The following is a 20741-nucleotide window of genomic DNA, read 5'->3' on the forward strand; positions in this document are numbered from 1 at the left end:
GGTCATCTGCGCCCGGTTGAGCCTGTGAAAGACCCGATGGCGGCGATGAGGTCTTTCGCTTTCTGGAGCAGGGGGTTTCGGATGTGGACCGTTATATAAAGATCTCCGGCCTCCCCGCCGCCGCGGCCGGGCGCCCCCATCCCCTTCAGGCGCAGTGATCGATGGGACGCCATGTGAGGCGGGATGGTCACCAGCAGTTCCTTGCCCGTTTTCCTGCACGAATAGTGGACTTTTCCGCCCAGCCGGGCCAGGCCCGGAGAAATCACAATGCGATCCTGTAAATCCGCCCCCCTTTCAGGGAGTTCAATGCCCCATTTCTTTTTGAGCCCGTAACGGATCAGCTTCCCCAGATAGCCGCCAAGCGGGGCACTTCCGGGCGTACCCTGCCCCCCTCCGAAGCCGCCCACAAAGACCCGGCCGAAGGCCCCCGGCCTTCTGAATTCAAAGGTGCGATATCCGGCGCCATAGGACTCCCTGAACACATCGTCAAATCCCCTGAACCCGAAGGCCCGGCTCAATTCCTCGAAAATCTGCTGAATATCCGAACCCCTGAAGATATCCTGGTCGGAATAGGTCTGTCTGAACTGGCCGTAGGCCGATGCGCCGTAGGTTTGTCTGAGCGAATCATACGCCTTTCTCTTTTGAGGATCCGAGAGTACGGCGTAGGACTCGTTGATCTCTTTCATGCGGGCCGCGGCTTCCGGGCGGTCTTTGTTCCTGTCCGGATGGTGCAACAGGGCCAACCGGCGGTATGCGTCCCGGACCTGTTTCTGGCCGGCATCCTTCTCTAATCCCAATATGTCATAGTAATCTTTCTGTTCCATAATCTTAGCAGTACCTGGTCTTCTGTCATGAAAAGCAAGAAAATATGGCCATGCTTCCACTGCACGCTTAGCCTTCCGTCATTCCGGCACGATTCTGGCCGGAATCCAGAAAACCGGGGTACTGGATTCCGGCTGAGGGCATGCCGGAATGACGGGACAGCACACAGCCGTTTTGGTTGCGCTTATCCGCTTTAGAAGCTTTGCCGGTAACTACTGCTCAGCGATGTGCCAAGAAGTTCGCCCGCGGTGGAGCCGGAACGCTTCCGGGACTCGGATGAAACCTGTTTGGTGGCGGCTGCCAGGCCGCATCCGGTTTGCCGGAGGATCACCCGATCCGCCTGCGCATTTCAGTCGGTTTCTTTTTCAGAACCTTCCCATCTGGTGGAGATAGTGATAGACAACAATGCCGACGGTGGTGGAGAGGTTCAAACTCCGCACCCTCCCCCAGATGGGTATGGCGTAACAGGGATATGATTCCCGAATCGCCAAGGGCAGCCCCCTGGTCTCCTGCCCGAATAAAAGGTAGTCCCCGGGATTGGCCCTGGCATCGGTATAGGGGGTGGATGCATGCCGGGTGAATGCCAGGAGCTTCCGGCCCATATCCCTCCCTGCCAGGAATTTTTCAAAGCTGGCGTGGTATTGGACGTCCACCTCGGGCCAGTAATCCAGGCCGGCCCGCTTGAGATGCCGGTCGTCCACCCGGAAGCCCAAAGGAAAGATCAGATGCAGCCGGATTTCTGCGGCCCCGCACAATCTGGCGATGTTTCCCGTATTGGCGGGAATCTCGGGCTGGTACAAAACCACATTCAGTTGGGGATCTTCAAGTTCTCTGTGCCTGATGGCGGCAATATCACACGTCATGAAAAGAAGCCATCAGATGGAGATGTACTCCCAAAGATTTAACGTTCAAGGCCGCACCTAATTAGTGTCTGAACGAAAATCACGCCTTGGCGTGATTCAGGCATAATTGAATATTCAAGAATCGAAAATTGAAAATTGATTAACAGAACCTCTTCTCATATTTCACTGTTTCTTGATTTTCCGGGTTTCCGTTCGGGTACTAATTATTCCAAAAACAGCTTCTTCCGATCGATCGTGTACCCGGTACCGACCCTTCTGAGTTCGCGGTTGAAGTCCATGCCCTCCCTGGAGAGGCTGTTGACCCCATTGATCGTATAAAACTGGAGGACTTCAGGTTCGCAGGGGGCCTCATAGAGCCTGATTCCCTCATATTTCTTCCCCTGCAACGCCTTCCGCTTGATGAACTTATAGTCGTACGCCTCTTTAAAGGTCACGCCGCCGATGGGGCCGAAGGTGATGTCATCCCCATAAAGCCAGGCGTAGAAATCCTCGCGGTTGTTCTGCACCCAGATCTGTTCAGCCACCCGCGACTTGGTATGACGAAAGGCAATATAGTACTGAACCCCCATGACCTGATTGTCGCCGTCACCTTTCAGATCAAACACATCATAGCAGTGCGACAGGCTCCGGTAGTGGACAATCCCCTCCATTCCCTCTGAGGTGGAAGGGAGCATCTCCCTGAATTCGGTGAGATGTCCGGAGTTGAGACGGGTGCAGCCATGGGATACCGGCCCCCGGCTCGTGATGGCCACCCGGTTGAAGGGCTTGTTGTTGCGGCTCCCCTGGGTCATTTTGGACCATTCCTTGGGGAGGAGATGGTGTCCGCCGATCCAGCAGCTGATGCCGGTATTGTGAATCGCGTTATATGCGATGCCGCCCCCGTACTCGTAGGGAAGCATGGGCATCAGACCATAATAGCCTGCCGAGGAGATGTAGTCCACCATGCCCAAAAAGCCCTTCCCGTGTTTTCTGGGGATCAGGGTCCAGATGCCGGTGGTGGTGTACATGGGCATGACCTTTCCGTCATGGGTGGTGGTCTTGTCGTAGGTCCCTGCCGGATAAATGGATGTCAGCTCGTAATAATCGAGCATGCCGTCTTTCACTGGATAGATGTCATGGGTAATGGCGTGGAAGAACGCCTCGGCCGCGGTCCTGAACTCGGCGGGGTTATCCCCTTGGGCCAGTTCCATGAGTCTGGCGAAAGCCCCTTCCTGTTGTGGCGTCAAATTATCCAGGAAGATGCGATGGGGGAAGAATTCATTGACCAGGTCCAGTTTGGCCTGAAGGGTTTCAGGTGGCGGCGATGTCTTGAGCAGCCGGGCAAAGTCATCGCACATCTTGTTGAAATTATTTTGGATATGAAACAGGCGGTGGGGTACGAGGTTGTCCATGGACGTCAGGTTCAGGGTTCGCCATTCTTCAGGACCCAGGTCTGCGCGTTTCTTGGCCAGATCATGCAATCCTTCCTGCGTCACCTTTTCGTGATACGCCTCCCAGGCCATATTGGATGTCAGGGTGATGGTTTTTTTGTCGATCAGTTCCTGGTAGAGATCGTGCCGGGCCACTTGGTCCGGAAGGTAATTGACAATGGTATCCTCGGGCAGTACCAGTCTCAGCCGGACCTGGTTGCCGCGTCCCAGATGGATGGTTATCCGCTTTCTGTCCTGGACCCGTGGGACAAATCCGGTATAGAAGTTGGGGTCGTAATCGTTGAAAAACACCCCGTAGGGCTCAGGGTTGGTCCACCGGTCTCGACTCAGGGCATGGGCGGATACAGGCATCATTCCCATCATCAGAAAAAAGACACACATCCGCAAACCCCATCTGTTGATCATAATCCATCTCCTTTCCCATGGTGTAACGGTTCAGCGGGTTTCTGCCGGGGCCCCGGCAAGAGCATGAAACAAAATTCGGTTATGGCTGTACCCTTCAATCTCATCCACGGATTCCGGCCCGGAGATTACCTGTATCCTTCCATGGATCTTCGGCCTTATGCGACCCCCCAGGTGTTTAATGTACTTTACAAGGATATCCCGCTGAGGGGTGGATGAATTAACCTGGTCAAATCCCTTTAAAAAAACCTTATACCCGTCGCCGCCGTCGGCCAAATAGGAATTGGTCACCACCGTGTATGTCCGGTCCGGATCAATCGCTTGGCCGCGAATGCGGATGTCTTCACATTTGCCGGTCAACCGGTTCAATGTGAAGCGCACCCCATCGGATACCTGCGGAAAGGCGCCTTCTCCAGCCCTTATGGTGGACACATAATCAAACAGGGAGGCGACATCTGTCCCCTTGAGGCGCAAGACAACGGCCGTACTGTCAAAGGGGAGGATATCGAAGGCCCCCTTTTTTTTGATGGGACCCACAGCGAGATCGGCCCTGATGGCCCCTGCGTTGGTAAATGCAAAATCGGGATTGAATTTTCCCATGTACCAGAGCATGGAATCCGCCACCAGATCGCCCAGGGCCGTCTCCCTTTTCCTCTGATGCCGGTTCCAAAACGTTGCCTCGGCAAAACCGATCTCTTCTGACAAAATGCCCTCCACCTTATCCATGTAAGGCTGCAATATTTTCAGGAGTTCGGGGTCCTCCTCGATCTCCTTCCCGATATATTCATAGGTCCGGCCGCCGTCCGGCCTTGTCACCGCCTTCTTAAGATTGATCGGGATCAGTTCCATCGTGTAATCGATGATCCGCCGCTCGCGGATCCAGAGATCGATCCTCCCCAGAACCAGCCCGTACTGCCAGGCCTGGACAATTATGGCGTCGCCGCCGGAGTCGGGATGTCGGACCACGACCGGCGCAGTCAGCTTGGTATGGGTATTGCCGTCAACGATGAGATCGATCCCCCCGACCTGGGCGGCGAGTCTTCGGGAACCCCTGGAATTGTCTTCATAGACCCCCAGATGGGTGAGGGCAATAACGATATCCCCCTCTCTTCGCAGCATCGGCACCAGTGCCCGGGCCGCGTCCACTTCATCTTGAAACACCATTTCCCTGATGTGCTGAGGGTTGCCGGTAATCCGCGTCTCTTTGGCGGTAAGGCCGATGATGGCCACCTTGAACCCGTCGAATGCCTTGATGATATACGGCGTTCCCACACGATCCCCTTCCCGGGTCCTCACATTGGCAGACAGAAAGGGAAAAGCGGCCCTGGCCATCTGCCCATTCAAGACATCCAGGGGGTTGTCAAACTCATGATTCCCCAAGGCCATGGCGTCATAACCGATGTAATTGTAGCCCACGATATCCGGCTCTGCCTTGAATAAGTCCGATTCCGCACTCCCGGTATTCAGATCCCCGGCATCCAGGACCAGAACATTCGGGTGCTGGTCTCTTATCTCTTTGACAAGCGTGGCCCTGGCGGGCAGGCCCCCGACGTCGGGGATCTGACCATACTGGAATTTTACCGGGTGCCCATGGGTGTCGTTGGTAAAAAGAACCACCAGATGGTGGGTAGAAGAATGGCTGTCCGGTTTGGACGCGGCAGGGGTGCAGGCCCAAAGGCACAGGAGGAGGACCAGGACCAAAAAGCGGAGGCATCGCTTATAATTTTCGTTTGACTGAAGACCGTTCATTCCATTCCTTAGCACCTTATTCCGAGGTTTTCTGCAACAAAAAACAATCAGATGATTGTGGGAGAGTGACGTCTTTAATTTGGAATAATGGAAGTTTGGAATAATGGAATAATGGGTTTAAGGAAAAAAACCTTTCCTGGGTGATCCAGGTTCCTTTCCCAATCTTCCATTATTCCAGTATTCCAACATTCCAAATGTCTGGCGACATCGAACCCCCTTGATAATAAAAAGTCACTCGAGAGCCACTTTGGTTGCGGTTACCCGCTTTAGTTTCATTCGAATCTTCGTTTATAATCTACCGGGTTTATAGGGCCGCAAGGATTCACCACATGCACGAAAAACAGGCACTCCTTCAGGGCATCCATTGGTTCTGACCTCCGCCCGTGGCGTGAAGAAAGGCCACGCTGATCATCCAGAGGCTTCGGAATGAAACGGCCGAAGGGCGTTTGTTGATGTTGCAATGCACCATTGCCAATGGTATAGTAACCCCGTTTTTTTCTATAACAATGGGTTGATTGTAGGTTTTTTGGAAGGGGTCTTCAATGAAAAAGTTCGCCTGGGTGCTGATCCTGCTGTTGATCTGTTTGTGTGCCGGTCCGGTCATGGCCGGGTTGACTCCAGAGGAGAAAAAGGATCTGCGCCGCACTTACAAGGCCATCGAGGCCAAGCTCAAGGGTCCCTTTGACATTAACACATGCACCTGCACCAACGGCAGGCTGGCGCCGGTGGCCGACAAGGACATGCGGGTCCGGCCCAATCCCTGTATGGAACTGGAAGGGGTGGGCCAGCTCTTCTGCTCGGCCTATCGGAACGATTTGGCCAAGAAACTGGCCCGGCACGGGGTATACGTGGGCAATATCTTCTCTAATGAGGTGTTTCTGTGGGATGAAACCCCTGACCATCATCGCGTGGCCCGGGGATTTATCCTTGAGAAATACTACATGGAGACCCATCCGGATTCCAAACTCACCATGGCCCGGGCCTATGGCGGCATATCCGGCAGCGAGTTCGAGGTCAGGTACGCCCCCATATTTTTTGCCAAATATTATGCCCTCCAAGACTGGAAGGATTTTCACAACTACCTGCTGCAATACGAATTGCAGAGACGGTTCTTCTGTAAGTGCAACCTGTCCTTGATCAATGACGTCCGGAACCTCTCGCTGGTCATGTATCGTAACTACAAACCGTTCAAACCAGTGAAAGACCTGGTCCACAACCGCCTCTCTTCCGGGTCCATTCAACTTATCGAGGAGTTTCGGGAGAAGCACCCCCAAGACAAGGCAAATGCGGGTAATTACAGTAAGTTAATTGAGTTGGTCCGAAAGATGACCCATGTGGATCAAGGCCAGCTGAAAGAGTACCTGCCCGGGATTTCCGACAAGGGCATTCTGGACCTGCTCCAAACGGTTCTTGACATTCCCGGGAATGCACCCCTCAGGCTTCTCCACATGCTGGGGAACCTGGTGGCGGCATCCAGGGAAACCGTAGCGGCCAGGCAGATACCGCCTGAAGAGGCCGTCACATTGATCAACCTGAATGTCTCTGCCAACCTGCTCATGCTCATGACCACGAATCGACTCATGGAAGCGGACCGGGACTGGACTGTGAGGGAACTTGTCGGCATCCTCAAGGATACATTGGCCGGCAGCTACGGGGCCGGTCTGATGAGTCGCCGGGAGTACGAATCCGGGACCTCATCCTTGAACAGGCTCCTCGATAAGAGGGATCTCACCATCGGCGAGGCCTACCGTACCCTCAATCGGGCCAACCTGGTGGTGGAATGGGCCCAGGCCTCCATACGGACGGCATTTTCAGACGTGTGGGACCCATGGGTGTATCTTTTCCCCGAGGTTCAGCGCATCAATGACGACATTATCCGTTCCTCGCCCCTCATGGCATATGCCGACATCATCACGTCCCTGCGGGGACATTTGCTGACCAAACTGGATTTGAAGCACCACATCATCGGGGAAACCCGCGTTCAGGGGGTTCGGGCGTTGAATCCAGGGCTTGCCCTGGGGCCGCTGGCCTTTTTCAGAGAATCAGGCACCTATACCCGCGACAATATCCTTGCCCTTGAGACCACCAATGCAGAGCTGGAGCCGGTGGCAGGCATCATCACCAAGGACGAAGGAAACGTGGTCTCCCATGTGCAGCTGCTGGCCCGGGCCCTTGGCGTTCCCAATGCCGTCTTCCTGAACGCCCTTTACGGCAGGCTGGCTGCCGTGCAGGGGAAATCCCTCTTTTATGCCGTGACGCCCATGGGCCGAATCATTCTCAAGGAAGCCGACAAGATGGACCCGGTGGACGAAAAGATCCTGGCAGAATACCAGAAGAACATCAAACGGACGCAAGACGCGGATGTGCGGGGGCAGTCCGGGAAATTGATGATAGACGCGGGACGCCTGAACCTCAAGGAAACACGGGTGCTGTGCCTCCAGGATGTCAGGCGGAAGGATTCAGGGGTTATCTGCGGGCCCAAGGCGGCCTTTTTAGGAGAGCTGACATATTACTTCCCCCATAATGTGGCACGCGGGGTCGTCATCCCCTTTGGCATTTATGCAGCACACTTCGAAAAGGCGAGTGTGGTTTTGCCTGAGGGCCTCAAGGTCAAGGGAATTGCAGTGGCCGGCCAACCCCTGACGGCATTTGTGCGCGGCACATACGATACGTTTTTCAATAATTTGCTCCAGGACCCCGCCATGTCATCGGCGCAACTGGCTGAATGGATACAGCCGAGACTGAATGTTATTCGGCATTCCATCGAAAAGATCGACCTTGACCCGGCCTTTGTGCAGGCCCTGAGAGAGCAACTCGCCGCCCAGGGCCTTTTCGCCGACAGCAAGGCCGACCGCCTGCGGGGCGTCTTTGTCCGTTCGGACACCAATGTGGAGGACATGCCCAACTTCAACGGCGCGGGACTTAACCTCACCATTTTCAACCTCATGACCTTTTCCGACGTACTGGAAGGGATCAAAGCGGTGTGGGCCTCTCCGTTTACCTATCGTTCCTTTTCCTGGCGTCAGACGGTCATCAGCGATCCGAACCTGGTCTTCCCTTCCATCGTGGTCCTGGAATCGGTGCCGTCGGAAAAATCCGGTGTGCTGATCACCGCGGATGTGGATACAGGCGACCCCACGCGCATGACCATTGCCACGGCCGAGGGGGTGGGGGGCACGGTGGACGGGTCCCCTGCCGAGACATTGCTTTACAGCAAAAACGAAACCGTACTGTTGAACCAGTTCAAGTCGCCCACCCGGCGAATGCTGATCCTGGAGGGAAAAGGCGGCTCGCAAATGGTTCCCTCCACAGGGTCCGAGCGGGTCCTCACAGACGATGAACTGAGGGCCCTTGTGGCGGCTGCTGAAAAGATAGAACAGGAGTTCACCCCTGAAGCGGGTGTTGACGGCAGTCCCCTGCCCTGGGATATCGAGTACGGATTTGTGAATGGAAAGCTCTTTCTCTTCCAAACCCGCCCGTTTGTCGGCAACAGTGATTTGAGAAATCTGCCGGCCCTTACTGCCCTGGACAAGGGGATGAAGGAAAAGGAACAACAGCCTTTTTCGCTAGAGGAAAAGGTCACGTGGCAGCCCTGATACGCCGCATTTCGCGACATGCCGGCCGATGGCAGTCCCTCTCCCCGCGAGGCGGGAGAAGACAGACCCTGTTCGCATCCGCCGGCATTTTCCCGCCTGAACGTGGCATACACATGCAGAATTCAAACAATGGGCTCCGCAGGCCGTCATGCTCTTGGGGCCACAGATATATGACTAACGGGGATACCCGCAACCAATCCCGCGGGACTCACACAGAGACACAGAGCACACAAAGGTTTTTTTGAAAATAAACGGGAACATGCCCTTTTCTCTGTGTTCTTTGCCTGCCCCGTGAAACCTTTTCTGTGTTGTTTCACTCGGGGTGGCTCCGCCTGCCCTGTGAAACCATTTTTTGCTCTTGTTTCACCGGGGTCTGAGTCTATAAAATAAGGCGTACTGAGATACAAACAGATTTTCTTGTTTTTTGTTACAGGGGTATTGGAAATAAGGTACTCACTGCGAGGTCAAAAAATGAATCGGCGCAAGCGATGGGATGCGGGCTTCTTCTCCGCAGTCGAGGAGAAAAAGGGTGTCTTTCTGCCGCTTTTCGGGTGCTTTTTTCTGATCTTGTTCAGCTACAGCTTCATCCGGCCGGTCTGCGAGTCTCTCTTTCTCTGCTCCTGGGGGGCGTCCAAAATGCCCCATGTATGGATCATCTCGGCCGCGGCCACGGCTGCGGTGGTCTGGGTCTACAACAAATTTGTCGGCGCTAACCGACCTTACCGGCTCTATGCAGCGAGCAATTTTATCGCAATCGCCTTTTTCCTCCTGTTTTACGTCTATTTCTCTGCGAAAAACAGAGGATTTGCCCTTACGGCCTTTATTGTAAAAGACATCTATGTGGTCATTCTTATCGAACAATTGTGGAGCTTTTGCGATGCCACGTTTTCTGAAAACGAGGGCAAGACGCTGTATGGTTTTCTGGCCGGGGCATGTTCCATCGGCGGGATTGCGGCGAGCGTTTTGACAGTCAATCTGGCGTCTGTCTTGGGCTCCAATAACCTCTTGTTTGTGGGCTGCGGCGCCTTGCTGGCAGGCGTCTCGCTGTTCGGATACGCCAATAAAAAGAGTTCTGAGACCTTGAACAGGGCGCGGATTGATGACGGCGGTAATCGTTCGAAAGACCGTCCGTTGGAAAAAGGGGCCGAAGGACACCGGAAAAAGGAGAAAAAGACCGCCATCTGGGGCGGTTTGGATGTGGTGTTCAAGTCAAAATACCTGATCCTGATATGCATCATGCTGATGTTAAGCCAGTTTGTGACGGCGCTGATCGGTCTTCAGTTCAACCAGGTCCTGGAGGTCCAGATCACGGAACTGGACCTGAGGACCGCCTACCTGGCCAAGTTCTACGGCGCAACCAATGTGATATCGTTGATCCTTCAGTTTGTGGTCAGTGCACCCATTCTCCATTTCCTGGGGCTGCTGCTGTCGCTGTTGCTGGTGCCGGCCATCATGGGCGCCGGATCTTTCGCCTTTTTCTTCCTCCCTACCATGACCGTTTTGTTCGGGACGCGAGTGGCCAACAAGAGCCTGACCTATTCACTCTTTCGCGCTGCCAAGGAGATCCTCTACATCCCTCTGACCTATATTGAGAAATACAAGGGCAAGGCGGTCATTGACATGTTTATATACCGCTTTGCCAAGGGGGGCATCGGTGTCGTTATTATCGGCCTTCAGGCCTTGATGCCCGTGACCCCCTTCACCATCAACTATATGATCATCGCGCTGATCCTCGTATGGATGCTGATGGTGCCTCTTTTGATCGCTGAATACAGGGGCCGGAAACTTGCAGGTTCACCAGGATAATATCGGAATTAAAATGACAACATCGCTTCTACGCTTCTGCATGGGGAGGCAACTAATTGCCTTCATCATCCTTTTATTCATAACAGGCTGGGTCGTTCAGGCCGCCGGAGCTTCAACAGATGAGACCCCGGATCAAAAGAAGACGGAGGCACAGCCTCCCGGCGTTTATTTCTACCGTCTGGAGCCTTCCTTTTATACGGGCTTTGCTCCCCGATGCCAGGACCCGGAGAGGATTCACATCCATGTGGGCCGCGGCAATCAGCTTCGCGTGACCGTTGTCTTGTCAGATCGGACCGTGGATAACTACCTGCCCGATCTGGCGCTCCGGTACCGCACTTATAATCAGCTTATCAAAGACGGGACCCTCACGCTGACCCAGAATAGGGGCTTTGAAAAGTTTTGTTCCGTCATCATGGAACAAGACATCCTGGGGCTGGCCGGTCTTCAAAAGGAGATGGATGCGGCGGGGTTCCGTAAACTTGGTCTTGAGATGCTTGAAAAACTGAATCCGGGGCGGGTCTTTCACATCCGGATCGATTTTGACCGGAGAATGCATGACTGGTCATCCCTTCTGAACCCATATCTGGGAAAAAAGCCCTCCATGGCCCAATGCCTCGACCTGATCAATCAGATGCTTCCCACACGGATGTGGCTTTCCGAGTTATTTACGGGATTAAGGGCCAAGCTGAACCGGGCCATCACCCTGTATGCGGTGTATGAAGAAGGTCAAAGAGGGAAGATCTTCTGGGATAAATTCTATGCGGCGGCAGTCGATCTGTTTGAAACCGCGACAGGAGGTATATATCCCCTGAAAGGGACTGATCTCGATTTCTATGAGTTTACAGCCATCTACCCTGTGGGGACCGCCAATGCATTCACTCAGTACGAAGGACAACGCATCCCGCAGTATCCATACCCGGGCAAGCGTGCCCTCACCCATCACCAGCGGACCAGGGTGGTAGACCACATCCCCGACATCCCCTGTTACGGGTATTTGCCCTGGATTCCGTATATGCACGTGGGCGAGAAGCTTCACAACTCCTTCCACACCCTCTGGTTCAATATCGACACCCGCACGAACGGGTTTATTCCAAAGGAATGGAAGAACAATACCCAGGACAGCCGGACCGGCCGACCCTATCCCCACCTGTGGCTCCTCAGCCGGGGGCCCATGAGCCACGGCTGCACCCACGTGAACGCCGGCCATATTTCAGAACTTCGGCAGATGCTCCCTTCCAGTGAAGCGTTGCTGGGGAAGGTGGAGACCTTTCGAAACAGATCCGATCAGTTCGATGTGTTTGATATCGACGGGGATGGACGGTTAGAGGTCATGGGTGTGAAATATTTTTACGCCTACTCGCTCAAGGGGAAAAAGCCGCACCAGATGAGGGCCCCCTCGGACCGGAAATCCTTCTACAAGTGGCTCTACAAAAATGGCTACCATTACGCGCCTGACGGAAGGGTGGTCTTTGAAAAGGCCCCGACCTCTAAATTCATTGGAAAAAGGGCTGTCAGGGGGAAAGTATATAAAAATATATCATTGTATGAGGCTGCTTATGAACCGGAGGCCATTCAATTTTACAAACCGACCAGCATACCCTTTGTGAGGGAGTTGAGACGCGTCAGTGCTGCCTGTCCTCTCAACCGCAACATCTTGAAGTTGGATGAAAATTAAGAGGAAGGCGGGACCGGGAGCGTCCGGGTCCCCTGTTGTATCGGGCCGCCATGTCAGATCATACCATTGCCAACCGCCGTCACGTCCAGCTGATTGTTGCGTTATGCCTCTTCGTTTTCTTCAACATCACCTGTTTTACCCTTGTCACCTCTTTTACCAAGAGCAACTTTCTGACAGCCATTCAGACATCTCCCGTCTTTAAAGACGTCTACAATCAGAGACCTTACTTCTTTCTCTACGGGCTTTCCGGCGTCTGCTTTATCCTCTTCTATCTCATCTATCACATGCTAAGCCCAAGGACCTCCTTCGAATACCGCATCAAGAGAGAACTCCTCTTTCTCTCCGGCGCATCACTGGTGCTCTATCTGCTCCCTGTACTGTTCCCAGGGTTTGAGCAGCGGTTTCTTCCGGCTGCCTTCTATTTTATTATCTATGACATTTTAGACGACCTGATCCTTGTTCAGACCTGGACCCTGATCAATTACGCCATCGATATCCGTCAATCCAAGAAGATCCAGAACCTCTTTCTCTTTTCAGGGGGGGTGGCCGCGGTCATCTCAGGCCGGGGCATTATCCGGCTTGTCCCGGAAAACAACGAGACCTTCTTTCTCCTTCTGGTGCTCCTTTTCTCAGGCATCAGCTACCTGATCGTGACCTATATTTTTTTCCGCCACCGCGACCGGATCTTCACCACCTTCTCTACTGAAAAGATGCGGTTTAAGACCCTTTTTACCTCTCAAAAGAAATATGGCATCATCCGGTCCATCATCTACCTGACGGTCCTTGTGGGGATATTCAATCTTTTCTTCAAGGTCCTCTTCGACACCCAGGTCAACGTCCGATATCCGGTTGCGGCCACAGTGGCCACGGCATCGTTCGATCCATTAACGATGCCCGATCCCAAGACCGAATTCATCGGTCAGTACAAGGCATTCATCAGCATTTTTCAGGTGGCCCTGCAACTCGTATTTATCTATTTCTTCTCGAGGCTCTGGCTGAACGGACGCATCCTCCTGTCGTACCCGCTGATCCTGATCCCCATCCTTGGTTTCATCCTGGGGGTGTACCTCGCCCGCCGACCCGGATTCGAAGGCATTTTATTCTGGGGCACGATCGTCGCCTGCGGCGCCAACGAGCTGATGCGGAGGATTATCTTTGACGCCGCCTACCAGTTGCTCTTGTTTTCCATCCCTGAAAAGCTGTGCAACGCCCTGAGGATGTATGCCAAACTCCTGATCAAGCCATGGGTCGTCATTGTCATCTGCGCATTTTTTGTGGCGATCCCCCCGCAGACCAGCCCGTTTTTGATTTATTGCATCCTCATCATGCTGTTTCTTGGTCTGATGACCGCCGTGGTATTGCGAATTCCCAATGCATATATCTCTTCTCTTAAGCGGTCGGTCCTCCGCAGACTTCCGGTGGAGCGTTCCATGGACTCGTTAGTGAGACTTGAGACCAACTACATCGTGGAGCAATACCAAAAAGTGGTGGCCGAAAGCGATGATCGGTTCGGATATCTCTATATCCTCAATATTATCCAAAACAACTACTCCCCTGATCTCAACGCCATCCTAAGCGCTCTCCTTGAAAACAGGGACATCGAGGTGCGTCTGGAGGCGGTTTCAGTGGTAACCGAACTGGGCATTCAGAAACTGATAGGCCGGATAGAGGCCCTCTTTGCCCGGGAAACAGATCCCGATCTGAAAAAGGCCTGTCTCAAGGCGGTTGCGGCATGGGGCATCTCCAATGAGGCCCGGGTCCAGGAATGGATGCGTATGGATCTTCCCATAGACCTCCGTAAATATGTGCTCGCGGCGGCATATCGGACCGGGTCCGCGGGTCTCATGGAAATTGCGGCCCAGGAAGCGGCAGCCCTTTCCCACGCCACGGACCACGCCGCCATACTGGCCGGGATCTGGCTCATCGGTGAGTTGAGGCTTTCACACCTGACCGATGGGATACAACGCCATGTTGATATGGAAGACCGGCGGGCATACCGGGTCATTCTTGAGGCCGCGGCCAAGCTGGAAGATTTTGGGCTGTTTACTTCCTGCATCCAGCATCTGGGCTATGAGCGGATTGTCAACGATGAGGTCTTTCACCGCAGTCTCGCGCGCTTCGGCGCCCGTGCATTTGAGGTCATCTCGGACATGCTCGAAATGATCATTGAGTCCAAAACCCATTTTGAGCTGAAAAACTGTATTCGGACCCTGCGCCATATCCCTTCGCAGGATGCGGTGGATTTTCTGACAGATGTTTTTCGGCGCTACAACGTCCCTCTGATTCGGGAGGAGGCCCTCGATTGCGTGGCCAGGATCAAGACAGCGGAACCGAATCTGGATTACCACCGGATTATGGAAAATCTGCTCGAAGAGATTCACCAATGCAGGAAATACTGCCGTTATTGGAGAGCCGTGTCATCATCTAAACCTGAAAGCCTCATGTTGATCGAACTGGCGAGAAATATCGAGCATCGGATCTGGTCCATATTCAAGGTGCTGAACATGTTCCATTCCGATCTGGCCATATTTGATTCCTATTGCCGGATCACCCAGACCTCCTGTCAACAGGTGGACGCGTCCCATGTCAAGGCCAAGTCCATTGAATATCTGGAGAGCCTGATAAAGGAAAACTATCCTGAATTGTTAACGTTTCTGGAATCCATTACGTTCGAGGACGGAATCATTGTCGACGTGGCCCCGTTGCCGGGTCCCCGCCTGAATGTCATGGATGTGTATGAAGAAATCCTGGGGCAAAGCAATCACTGGCTTGAAATTTCGGCGATATTGGATATGCCGCCCGGCATGAGAGAACGATTGGGGTCCAGTTCAAAGGAGACGGAAGACATGATACCAGTCATGGAAAAAGTCCACTTTTTGCGGAAGGTCCCGCTTTTCAGAGGGTTTTCCATTGGCGATATGATGGTGATCGCTCAGATCGCCCAAGAGGTCAGGCTTGAGGCCGGAAACGTGCTGTTCAGAAAAGGGGACAGGGGGAACGCCCTGTATCTGATCCTGGAAGGTGAGGTGGACATCGTCAACGAGGAGAGGCGCCTTCTGTCCAAACTGGGCGCCACCCGATGTTTTGGCGAGGTGTCGCTGTTGGACAAAAAGGGCCGTGCGGCCACGGCCGTTTGTATGAACGACTGCCGGATGCTGATGATTTCCAGTGACGATTTTGAAGAGATTCTTGAAAAATACCCCGTACTGTATAAAAATATCGTCCAGGTCCTTACCGGCTGGTTGCGCAACACTCCGCCCACCCAAGAAAGGAATGGGATTAAATGGAGCGGATCGTGATGGGGCGCTGCTGTGCAGGGTCGCCGGAAACCTTACAATTCAATCATCGACCCGGGCACATCCTGGTTCCCGACCCATATGGCGGTCCCCCCGAGGCCGCACGTCCCAAGGACCCGAACCGCTTCCTCCCGGGCTTTCTCAGGGGCATTGTTGGTTTTACTTAGGTGTGCAAGGACGACGAGCCTCAAATCAGCATGGGAAACAGCCCTTAGAAGTTCTCCGCCCTGCCGGTTCGAGAGGTGTCCGTCTGAGCCCTTGATCCGTCGTTTGAGATAGAGGGGGTAAGGCCCCACATCCAGCATGTCCGGATCATGGTTGAATTCCAGGATCAGGGCCCGGCAGCCTTTTAATCGTTCTTCGGCCAGTCGGGTGCTCCGGCCCAGGTCCGTGGCAAGGCCGATTCGGGTTCCGTTGGATGAAAGGACAATGCCCATGGGATCGGCGGCATCATGGCATTTTGTAAAGGTCTCTACGATGAGATCGTTGATGAAGAGAGATTCGCCGGTTTCCATCATTCGAAGTTGGGGAAGCTTGCCCAGGGTCTTTTGCCCCGTTTCCAAGGTTCCCGAATTGATGTAAACGGGTAGGTTGTAGCGACGGGCCATCGGTCCCGCCCCCCTGATGTGATCCAGATGCTCATGGGTCAAAACGATCGCGTCCAGGCGGCTTGGCGAGACCCCCACCGCAGTGAGTCGACGTTCCATTTCACGGCAGCTCAGCCCGGCGTCAACCAGGATGCGTGCCCTGGGTGTCTCCACAAAACAGGCATTTCCGCCGCTCCCCGAGGCGAGCACTGAAAATCTAAGCACGTTTTTCATATGAGCGGGCCCAAAGGTTGGAAGTCGGAAGTCAGAAGTCGGAGGTCAGAAAGACCGGCATTTCCGCATCCCAACATTCCAGTATTCCAGTATTCCAATCAGCCACCCATCCAGCATCCAGTATCCAGTTTCACTCAATCCCACTGTGACCGAAGCCGCCGGTTCCCCTATGGGTGGCGTCAAGATCGGATGTCACTGAGATCTCGGCCCTGGTTACCCTGGAGATCACCATCTGGGCGATGCGGTCTCCCCGCCGGACCACAAAGGGATCTTTTCCCCAGTTGATCAGGATGATGCCGACCTCGCCCCTGTAGTCGGAGTCAATGGTCCCCGGCGAGTTGACCATGCCGATGCCGTGGTTCAGGGCCAGTCCGCTTCTCGGCCGAATCTGGGCCTCGTATCCGGATGGGATGGAGACGGCCAGACCGGTAGGGATAAGACGGATCTCGCCCGGGTTCAATGTAACAGGGCCTTCCACACAGGCCCGGATGTCCATCCCGGAAGCGCCGTCCGATGCATAGGCCGGAAGGGGAAGCCCTTGGTGGTGTTTGAGCGGTTGGATATTTACGGAGATACGATCCAAGGCGACCTGTTCGGAATTAAGAATTAAGAATTAAGAATTAAGAATTATGAGCTCCACAGTCCAAAGTTCTCGTAATGTATTGCTTTTATTGAATGCATAAATTCCAGGCAGTCATTCCGGCGAAAGCCGGAATCCAGTGTATTTTTGACAAGTTAAATGTTCTGGATGCCGGTCGAAGATCCCGTACTTGCGGGGATCAAGTCCGGCATGACGTGAGAACTTTGGACTCTCAAGTTATGAGTTATGAGTTAAGAATTGAGGATGGGTATCGGTTCCGGCAGCCATGGAGAAATCGAGGATCATCCCTCGTATATCAGGAGATCCCTGTCAACCGAGTCTTTCTCCACCGGACCGAGAGCGGCAAAGGAGATCCCGCGCTCCTGGAACGTGCTGCGGGCAACCGCCACCACGTCATCCATACTGACCTGCTCCAGACCGGAGACCAATTCCTCATAGTCCACGTATCGTCCGAAGGCAAACTCATTTTTTGCCATACGCATCATCCGGTTATCGGCGCTTTCAGAGCCGAGGTATATGCCGCCGATGAGATGCTCCTTGGCCTCTGCCACTTCCGTACCGCTCAACTCGCCCCTGCACAGCTTCACGATCTCATTCCGGATGGTTTGGAGCACCAGATTGAGATGCTTCGGTTCCGTGGCCGCGTAAATTCCTAAAAGGCCTGCATCCACATAGGTGGACAGAAAGGAATATACGGAATAGGCCAACCCCCTCTTTTCTCTGATCTCCTGAAAAAGACGGGAGCTCATATTCCCGCCCAGGATGGTGTTGAAGATGGCGCACGCGAATCGTTTCTCGTCCAACTGGGAAGGCGCCTTCCCCCCCAGGCAGATATGAACCTGTTCCAGGACCTTGTGATGCGTGGAAAAGCCCCCTCTGGATACAGGCGCACTGCGACCGGAACGGTTTTCGCCGGAGCACGATAGGGTCTCGAAAAGCGGTTTGAAAAAGGAGACCATGTCGGAATGGTCCACCTCCCCCGCCGCCACCACGAGGATCTCCTCCGGGATATAGGATTTTTGGATATAATTAAGAATGGTTTCCTTGCTGATTGCCGATACGGTCTCCCCGGTTCCCAGGATGGGCCAGCCAATGGGATGACCATCCCAGAAAAGACCGGTGAAAAGCGTATGAAGATTGTCGTCCGGAGTATCTTCCATCATGCAGATTTCCTGCAGGATGACCTCCCGTTCACGCTCCAGGTCAACGGCATTGAAGGTCGAATTCAGGAAGATGTCGGAGAGGATTTCGGCCAGACGGCCGAAATGTCTCCCCAGTACCCTGCCGTGAAAGCAGGTATTCTCTTTCCCGGTAAAGGCATTTGAAAGTCCTCCAATGATATCCAGTTCCTTGGCAATTTGGAGAACGTCGCGATGACGAGTCCCTTTAAAACTCATGTGTTCGATAAAGTGGGAAACCCCATTCTCCGAACGGGTCTCGTCGCGCGATCCGGTGTTTACCCATATACCGAGGGAAACCGATCGCAGGTGCTCCACCCGTTCGGAGATAATTCTGACGCCGTTGTCGAGTATTGTCTTATGATACATTGTCGAGGCTTTCTCCCAAAGCAGCCTTTCGCGACAGGCGTATCCTCCCGTCGTTCCCTACTTCGAGAACCTTGACCAATACCTCATCGCCTTCGTTAAGCACATCCGTCACCTTGTTCACCCGCTCTTCCGCGAGTTGCGATATGTGAATCAGGCCGTCCGTACCGGGGAAGATCTCTACAAATGCACCGAAATCCATGATCTTGACCACTTTTCCCATATACAGTTTGCCGACCTCCGCCTCCTGGACGATCTGGCGGATCATCTTTATGGCCGTGTCGCTGACTTCCTTATCCGGAGAGGAAACCGTGACCGTCCCTTCATCATCCACATCGATTCTTGCGCCGGATGTATTGGAGATTTCCCGGATGGTCTTTCCCCCCGGTCCGATCAGGACCCGGACCTTTTCAGGGCTGATCTTGACCGACGCAATGATCGGGGCATACTGTGAGACATCCGTCCTGGGCCGTGAAATGGCCTTCTCCATCTCATCCAGGATAAACAGCCGGCCCTCTTTTGCCTGTTCGAGGGCCTGTTCCATGACCTCCCGTGTCAGCCGTTCCACCTTGATGTCCATCTGGAGGGCCGTGATTCCGTCCCGAGTGCCGGTGACCTTGAAGTCCATATCCCCATAATGGTCTTCATCGCCGATGATATCGGTCAGCACCGCCACCCGCTCACCGTCGCTGACAAGGCCCATGGCCACCCCGGCAACCGGCGCCTTGATCGGAACCCCCGCATCCATGAGTGAGAGGCAGCCGCCGCACACGCTGGCCATTGAGGAAGAGCCGTTGGATTCCAGGATCTCCGAAACCACCCGGATACAGTATTGAAACTCTTCCTTATCCGGCAGGATGGGCAGAAGCGCCCGTCTGGCCAGGGCCCCATGTCCGATCTCTCTCCGACCCGGACCTCCCAGCCGCTTGGCCTCACCCACACTGTACGGCGGAAAATTGTAGTGAAAGATAAATGAACTGAAATAGTCCCCGTAGATCGATTCAATCCGCTGTTCATCCCGTTCGGTTCCCAGTGTGGTCAGGACCATCGCCTGGGTTTCCCCCCGTGTAAAGAGGGCGGATCCGTGTATGCGGGGCAAGAGCCCTACCACGCAGTCGATCGGTCTCACCTGGTTGAACGGACGTCCGTCAATCCGTTTTCCCTCGGACAACATCATCTCACGCACCATGGCCTTTTCGAGGGAATGTACACCTTCCTTGATCTCTGATTTTTTCCCTTCAAATTCGGCGGAAAGGAGGTCAACGGTTTGATTTTCCGCGTCACTTCGCTTCCGTTGCCGCGCCATCTTTTCTGCCGTGGCAATCACTTCCTTTAACAGAGGACCGGCGGTTTCCCTGATTCTGGCCTCAAGGGCCGCGTCCGTCTCCACGGGGGGGATTACCCGCTTGGATTTGCCGACCTTGGCCTTGAGTTGCTCCTGCATATCCAGCATCGGCTGAAGGGCCTCATGACCGTAGAAGATCGCCTCGATCATGTCGGACTCAGAGACAAATTTGGCCCCCGACTCAACCATGACAACGCCGTCCCGATTCCCTGCCACGATCAGATTGATATCGCTCTCATCCTGCTGGCTGATGGTGGGATTGGTGATGAACCGGCCATCGATTCTCCCGACTCTGACCCCTGCGATGGGCCCGCAAAAGGGGATATCCGAGATCTCCAGCGCGGCCGAGGCCCCTAACATGGCCAGCATATCGGACTCATTTTCCTTGTCTGTAGAGAGCACCGTTGCAATGACCTGGGTCTCGAAATGGTAGTTTTCGGGGAACAGGGGCCTGAGCGGCCTGTCTATCAGTCGCGACGTGAGGGTCTCCCTTTCACTCGGCCTTCCCATGTCCCTTCGGAAAAAATTGCCCGGGATATTCCCTCCCGCATAGGACATTTCCTGATACTCTACTGTCAGGGGAAGAAAATCGATGCCTTCACGGACCTCGTCCGTGGATACCGCGGTCACCAAAACCACGGTTTCGCCGTAGGTCACCACCACCGAGCCGCTTGCCTGTTTTGCAACACGCCCTGTCTCCACATTCAGCGGCCGACCATTTATCTCAATAGAACTGCTCGTTATCATATATCTATCCTTTCATTAACTTAGACCTTCATTCGTGCAACTTT

General features: G+C 54.1%; 12 protein-coding genes and 1 pseudogene. 5 read left to right on the forward strand and 8 right to left on the reverse strand.

Annotated features, from left to right (window positions below; translation table 11 throughout):
- Nucleotides 1-2: 2 nt before the first annotated feature.
- The 4 genes from K9N21_04250 to K9N21_04265 form a co-directional block, all read right to left on the reverse strand.
- Nucleotides 3-824: a DnaJ domain-containing protein gene (locus tag K9N21_04250; protein ID MCF8143114.1), complete on the reverse strand. Its 822-nt coding sequence runs from the start codon at nt 822-824 to the stop codon at nt 3-5.
- A 363-nt stretch (nt 825-1187) separates the two neighbouring features.
- A complete protein-coding gene (locus tag K9N21_04255; protein ID MCF8143115.1) occupies nt 1188-1685 on the reverse strand; it encodes a tRNA (cytidine(34)-2'-O)-methyltransferase in 498 nt (165 codons plus the stop codon).
- 203 nt (nt 1686-1888) lie between these two features.
- A complete protein-coding gene (locus K9N21_04260; GenBank protein MCF8143116.1) occupies nt 1889-3520 on the reverse strand; it encodes a hypothetical protein in 1632 nt (543 codons plus the stop codon).
- Nucleotides 3521-3550: 30 nt separating this feature from the next.
- Complete coding sequence (locus tag K9N21_04265) at nt 3551-5266, reverse strand: 5'-nucleotidase C-terminal domain-containing protein (GenBank protein MCF8143117.1); 1716 nt, start codon at nt 5264-5266, stop codon at nt 3551-3553.
- Nucleotides 5267-5808: 542 nt separating this feature from the next.
- Between K9N21_04265 and K9N21_04270 the strand changes: the two genes are divergently transcribed.
- The 4 genes from K9N21_04270 to K9N21_04285 all read left to right on the forward strand — a co-directional run bounded on the left by K9N21_04270 (nt 5809) and on the right by K9N21_04285 (nt 15642).
- Nucleotides 5809-8862, forward strand: coding sequence for a hypothetical protein (locus K9N21_04270; protein ID MCF8143118.1), 3054 nt, complete (start codon nt 5809-5811; stop codon nt 8860-8862).
- Between the two features lie 471 nt (nt 8863-9333).
- A complete protein-coding gene (locus K9N21_04275; protein MCF8143119.1) occupies nt 9334-10668 on the forward strand; it encodes a hypothetical protein in 1335 nt (444 codons plus the stop codon).
- Nucleotides 10669-10681: 13 nt separating this feature from the next.
- Complete coding sequence (locus tag K9N21_04280; GenBank protein ID MCF8143120.1) at nt 10682-12343, forward strand: hypothetical protein; 1662 nt, start codon at nt 10682-10684, stop codon at nt 12341-12343.
- 50 nt (nt 12344-12393) lie between these two features.
- The gene (locus K9N21_04285; protein MCF8143121.1) at nt 12394-15642 is read left to right on the forward strand and encodes a cyclic nucleotide-binding domain-containing protein; all 3249 of its coding nucleotides are present in this window, start codon (nt 12394-12396) and stop codon (nt 15640-15642) included.
- A 32-nt stretch (nt 15643-15674) separates the two neighbouring features.
- On the opposite strand, the gene K9N21_04290 is transcribed toward K9N21_04285, so the two are convergent.
- Both K9N21_04290 and dut read right to left on the reverse strand, forming a co-directional pair.
- Entirely contained in the window at nt 15675-16460 is a 786-nt protein-coding gene (locus K9N21_04290; GenBank protein MCF8143122.1) for an MBL fold metallo-hydrolase, read from the reverse strand.
- Nucleotides 16461-16590: 130 nt separating this feature from the next.
- Nucleotides 16591-17043, reverse strand: a complete 453-nt coding sequence (dut, locus tag K9N21_04295) for a dUTP diphosphatase (GenBank protein MCF8143123.1) — start codon at nt 17041-17043, stop codon at nt 16591-16593.
- 151 nt (nt 17044-17194) lie between these two features.
- Between dut and K9N21_04300 the strand changes: the two are divergent.
- Nucleotides 17195-17254: pseudogene (locus K9N21_04300) on the forward strand (hypothetical protein).
- Between the two features lie 88 nt (nt 17255-17342).
- Here K9N21_04300 and K9N21_04305 read toward each other — a convergent pair.
- Entirely contained in the window at nt 17343-18608 is a 1266-nt protein-coding gene (locus tag K9N21_04305) for an insulinase family protein (GenBank protein MCF8143124.1), read from the reverse strand.
- A complete protein-coding gene (gene pnp / locus K9N21_04310; GenBank protein MCF8143125.1) occupies nt 18598-20697 on the reverse strand; it encodes a polyribonucleotide nucleotidyltransferase in 2100 nt (699 codons plus the stop codon). Before pnp ends, K9N21_04305 begins: the two co-directional genes overlap by 11 nt.
- Between the last annotated feature and the right edge of the window lie 44 nt (nt 20698-20741).

Source organism: Deltaproteobacteria bacterium (assembly GCA_021737785.1).
Taxonomy (GTDB): Bacteria; Desulfobacterota; DSM-4660; order Desulfatiglandales; family Desulfatiglandaceae; genus AUK324.

What these genes read in the sequence shown, in the direction of transcription:
- K9N21_04250 (MCF8143114.1), bottom strand. Translation starts at nt 824, where the DNA reads ATGGAACAGAAAGATTACTATGACATATTGGGATTAGAGAAGGATGCC.
- K9N21_04255 (MCF8143115.1), bottom strand. Translation starts at nt 1,685, where the DNA reads ATGACGTGTGATATTGCCGCCATCAGGCACAGAGAACTTGAAGATCCC.
- K9N21_04260 (MCF8143116.1), bottom strand. Translation starts at nt 3,520, where the DNA reads ATGATCAACAGATGGGGTTTGCGGATGTGTGTCTTTTTTCTGATGATG.
- K9N21_04265 (MCF8143117.1), bottom strand. Translation starts at nt 5,266, where the DNA reads ATGAACGGTCTTCAGTCAAACGAAAATTATAAGCGATGCCTCCGCTTT.
- K9N21_04270 (MCF8143118.1), top strand. Translation starts at nt 5,809, where the DNA reads ATGAAAAAGTTCGCCTGGGTGCTGATCCTGCTGTTGATCTGTTTGTGT.
- K9N21_04275 (MCF8143119.1), top strand. Translation starts at nt 9,334, where the DNA reads ATGAATCGGCGCAAGCGATGGGATGCGGGCTTCTTCTCCGCAGTCGAG.
- K9N21_04280 (MCF8143120.1), top strand. Translation starts at nt 10,682, where the DNA reads ATGACAACATCGCTTCTACGCTTCTGCATGGGGAGGCAACTAATTGCC.
- K9N21_04285 (MCF8143121.1), top strand. Translation starts at nt 12,394, where the DNA reads ATGTCAGATCATACCATTGCCAACCGCCGTCACGTCCAGCTGATTGTT.
- K9N21_04290 (MCF8143122.1), bottom strand. Translation starts at nt 16,460, where the DNA reads ATGAAAAACGTGCTTAGATTTTCAGTGCTCGCCTCGGGGAGCGGCGGA.
- K9N21_04305 (MCF8143124.1), bottom strand. Translation starts at nt 18,608, where the DNA reads ATGTATCATAAGACAATACTCGACAACGGCGTCAGAATTATCTCCGAA.
- pnp (MCF8143125.1), bottom strand. Translation starts at nt 20,697, where the DNA reads ATGATAACGAGCAGTTCTATTGAGATAAATGGTCGGCCGCTGAATGTG.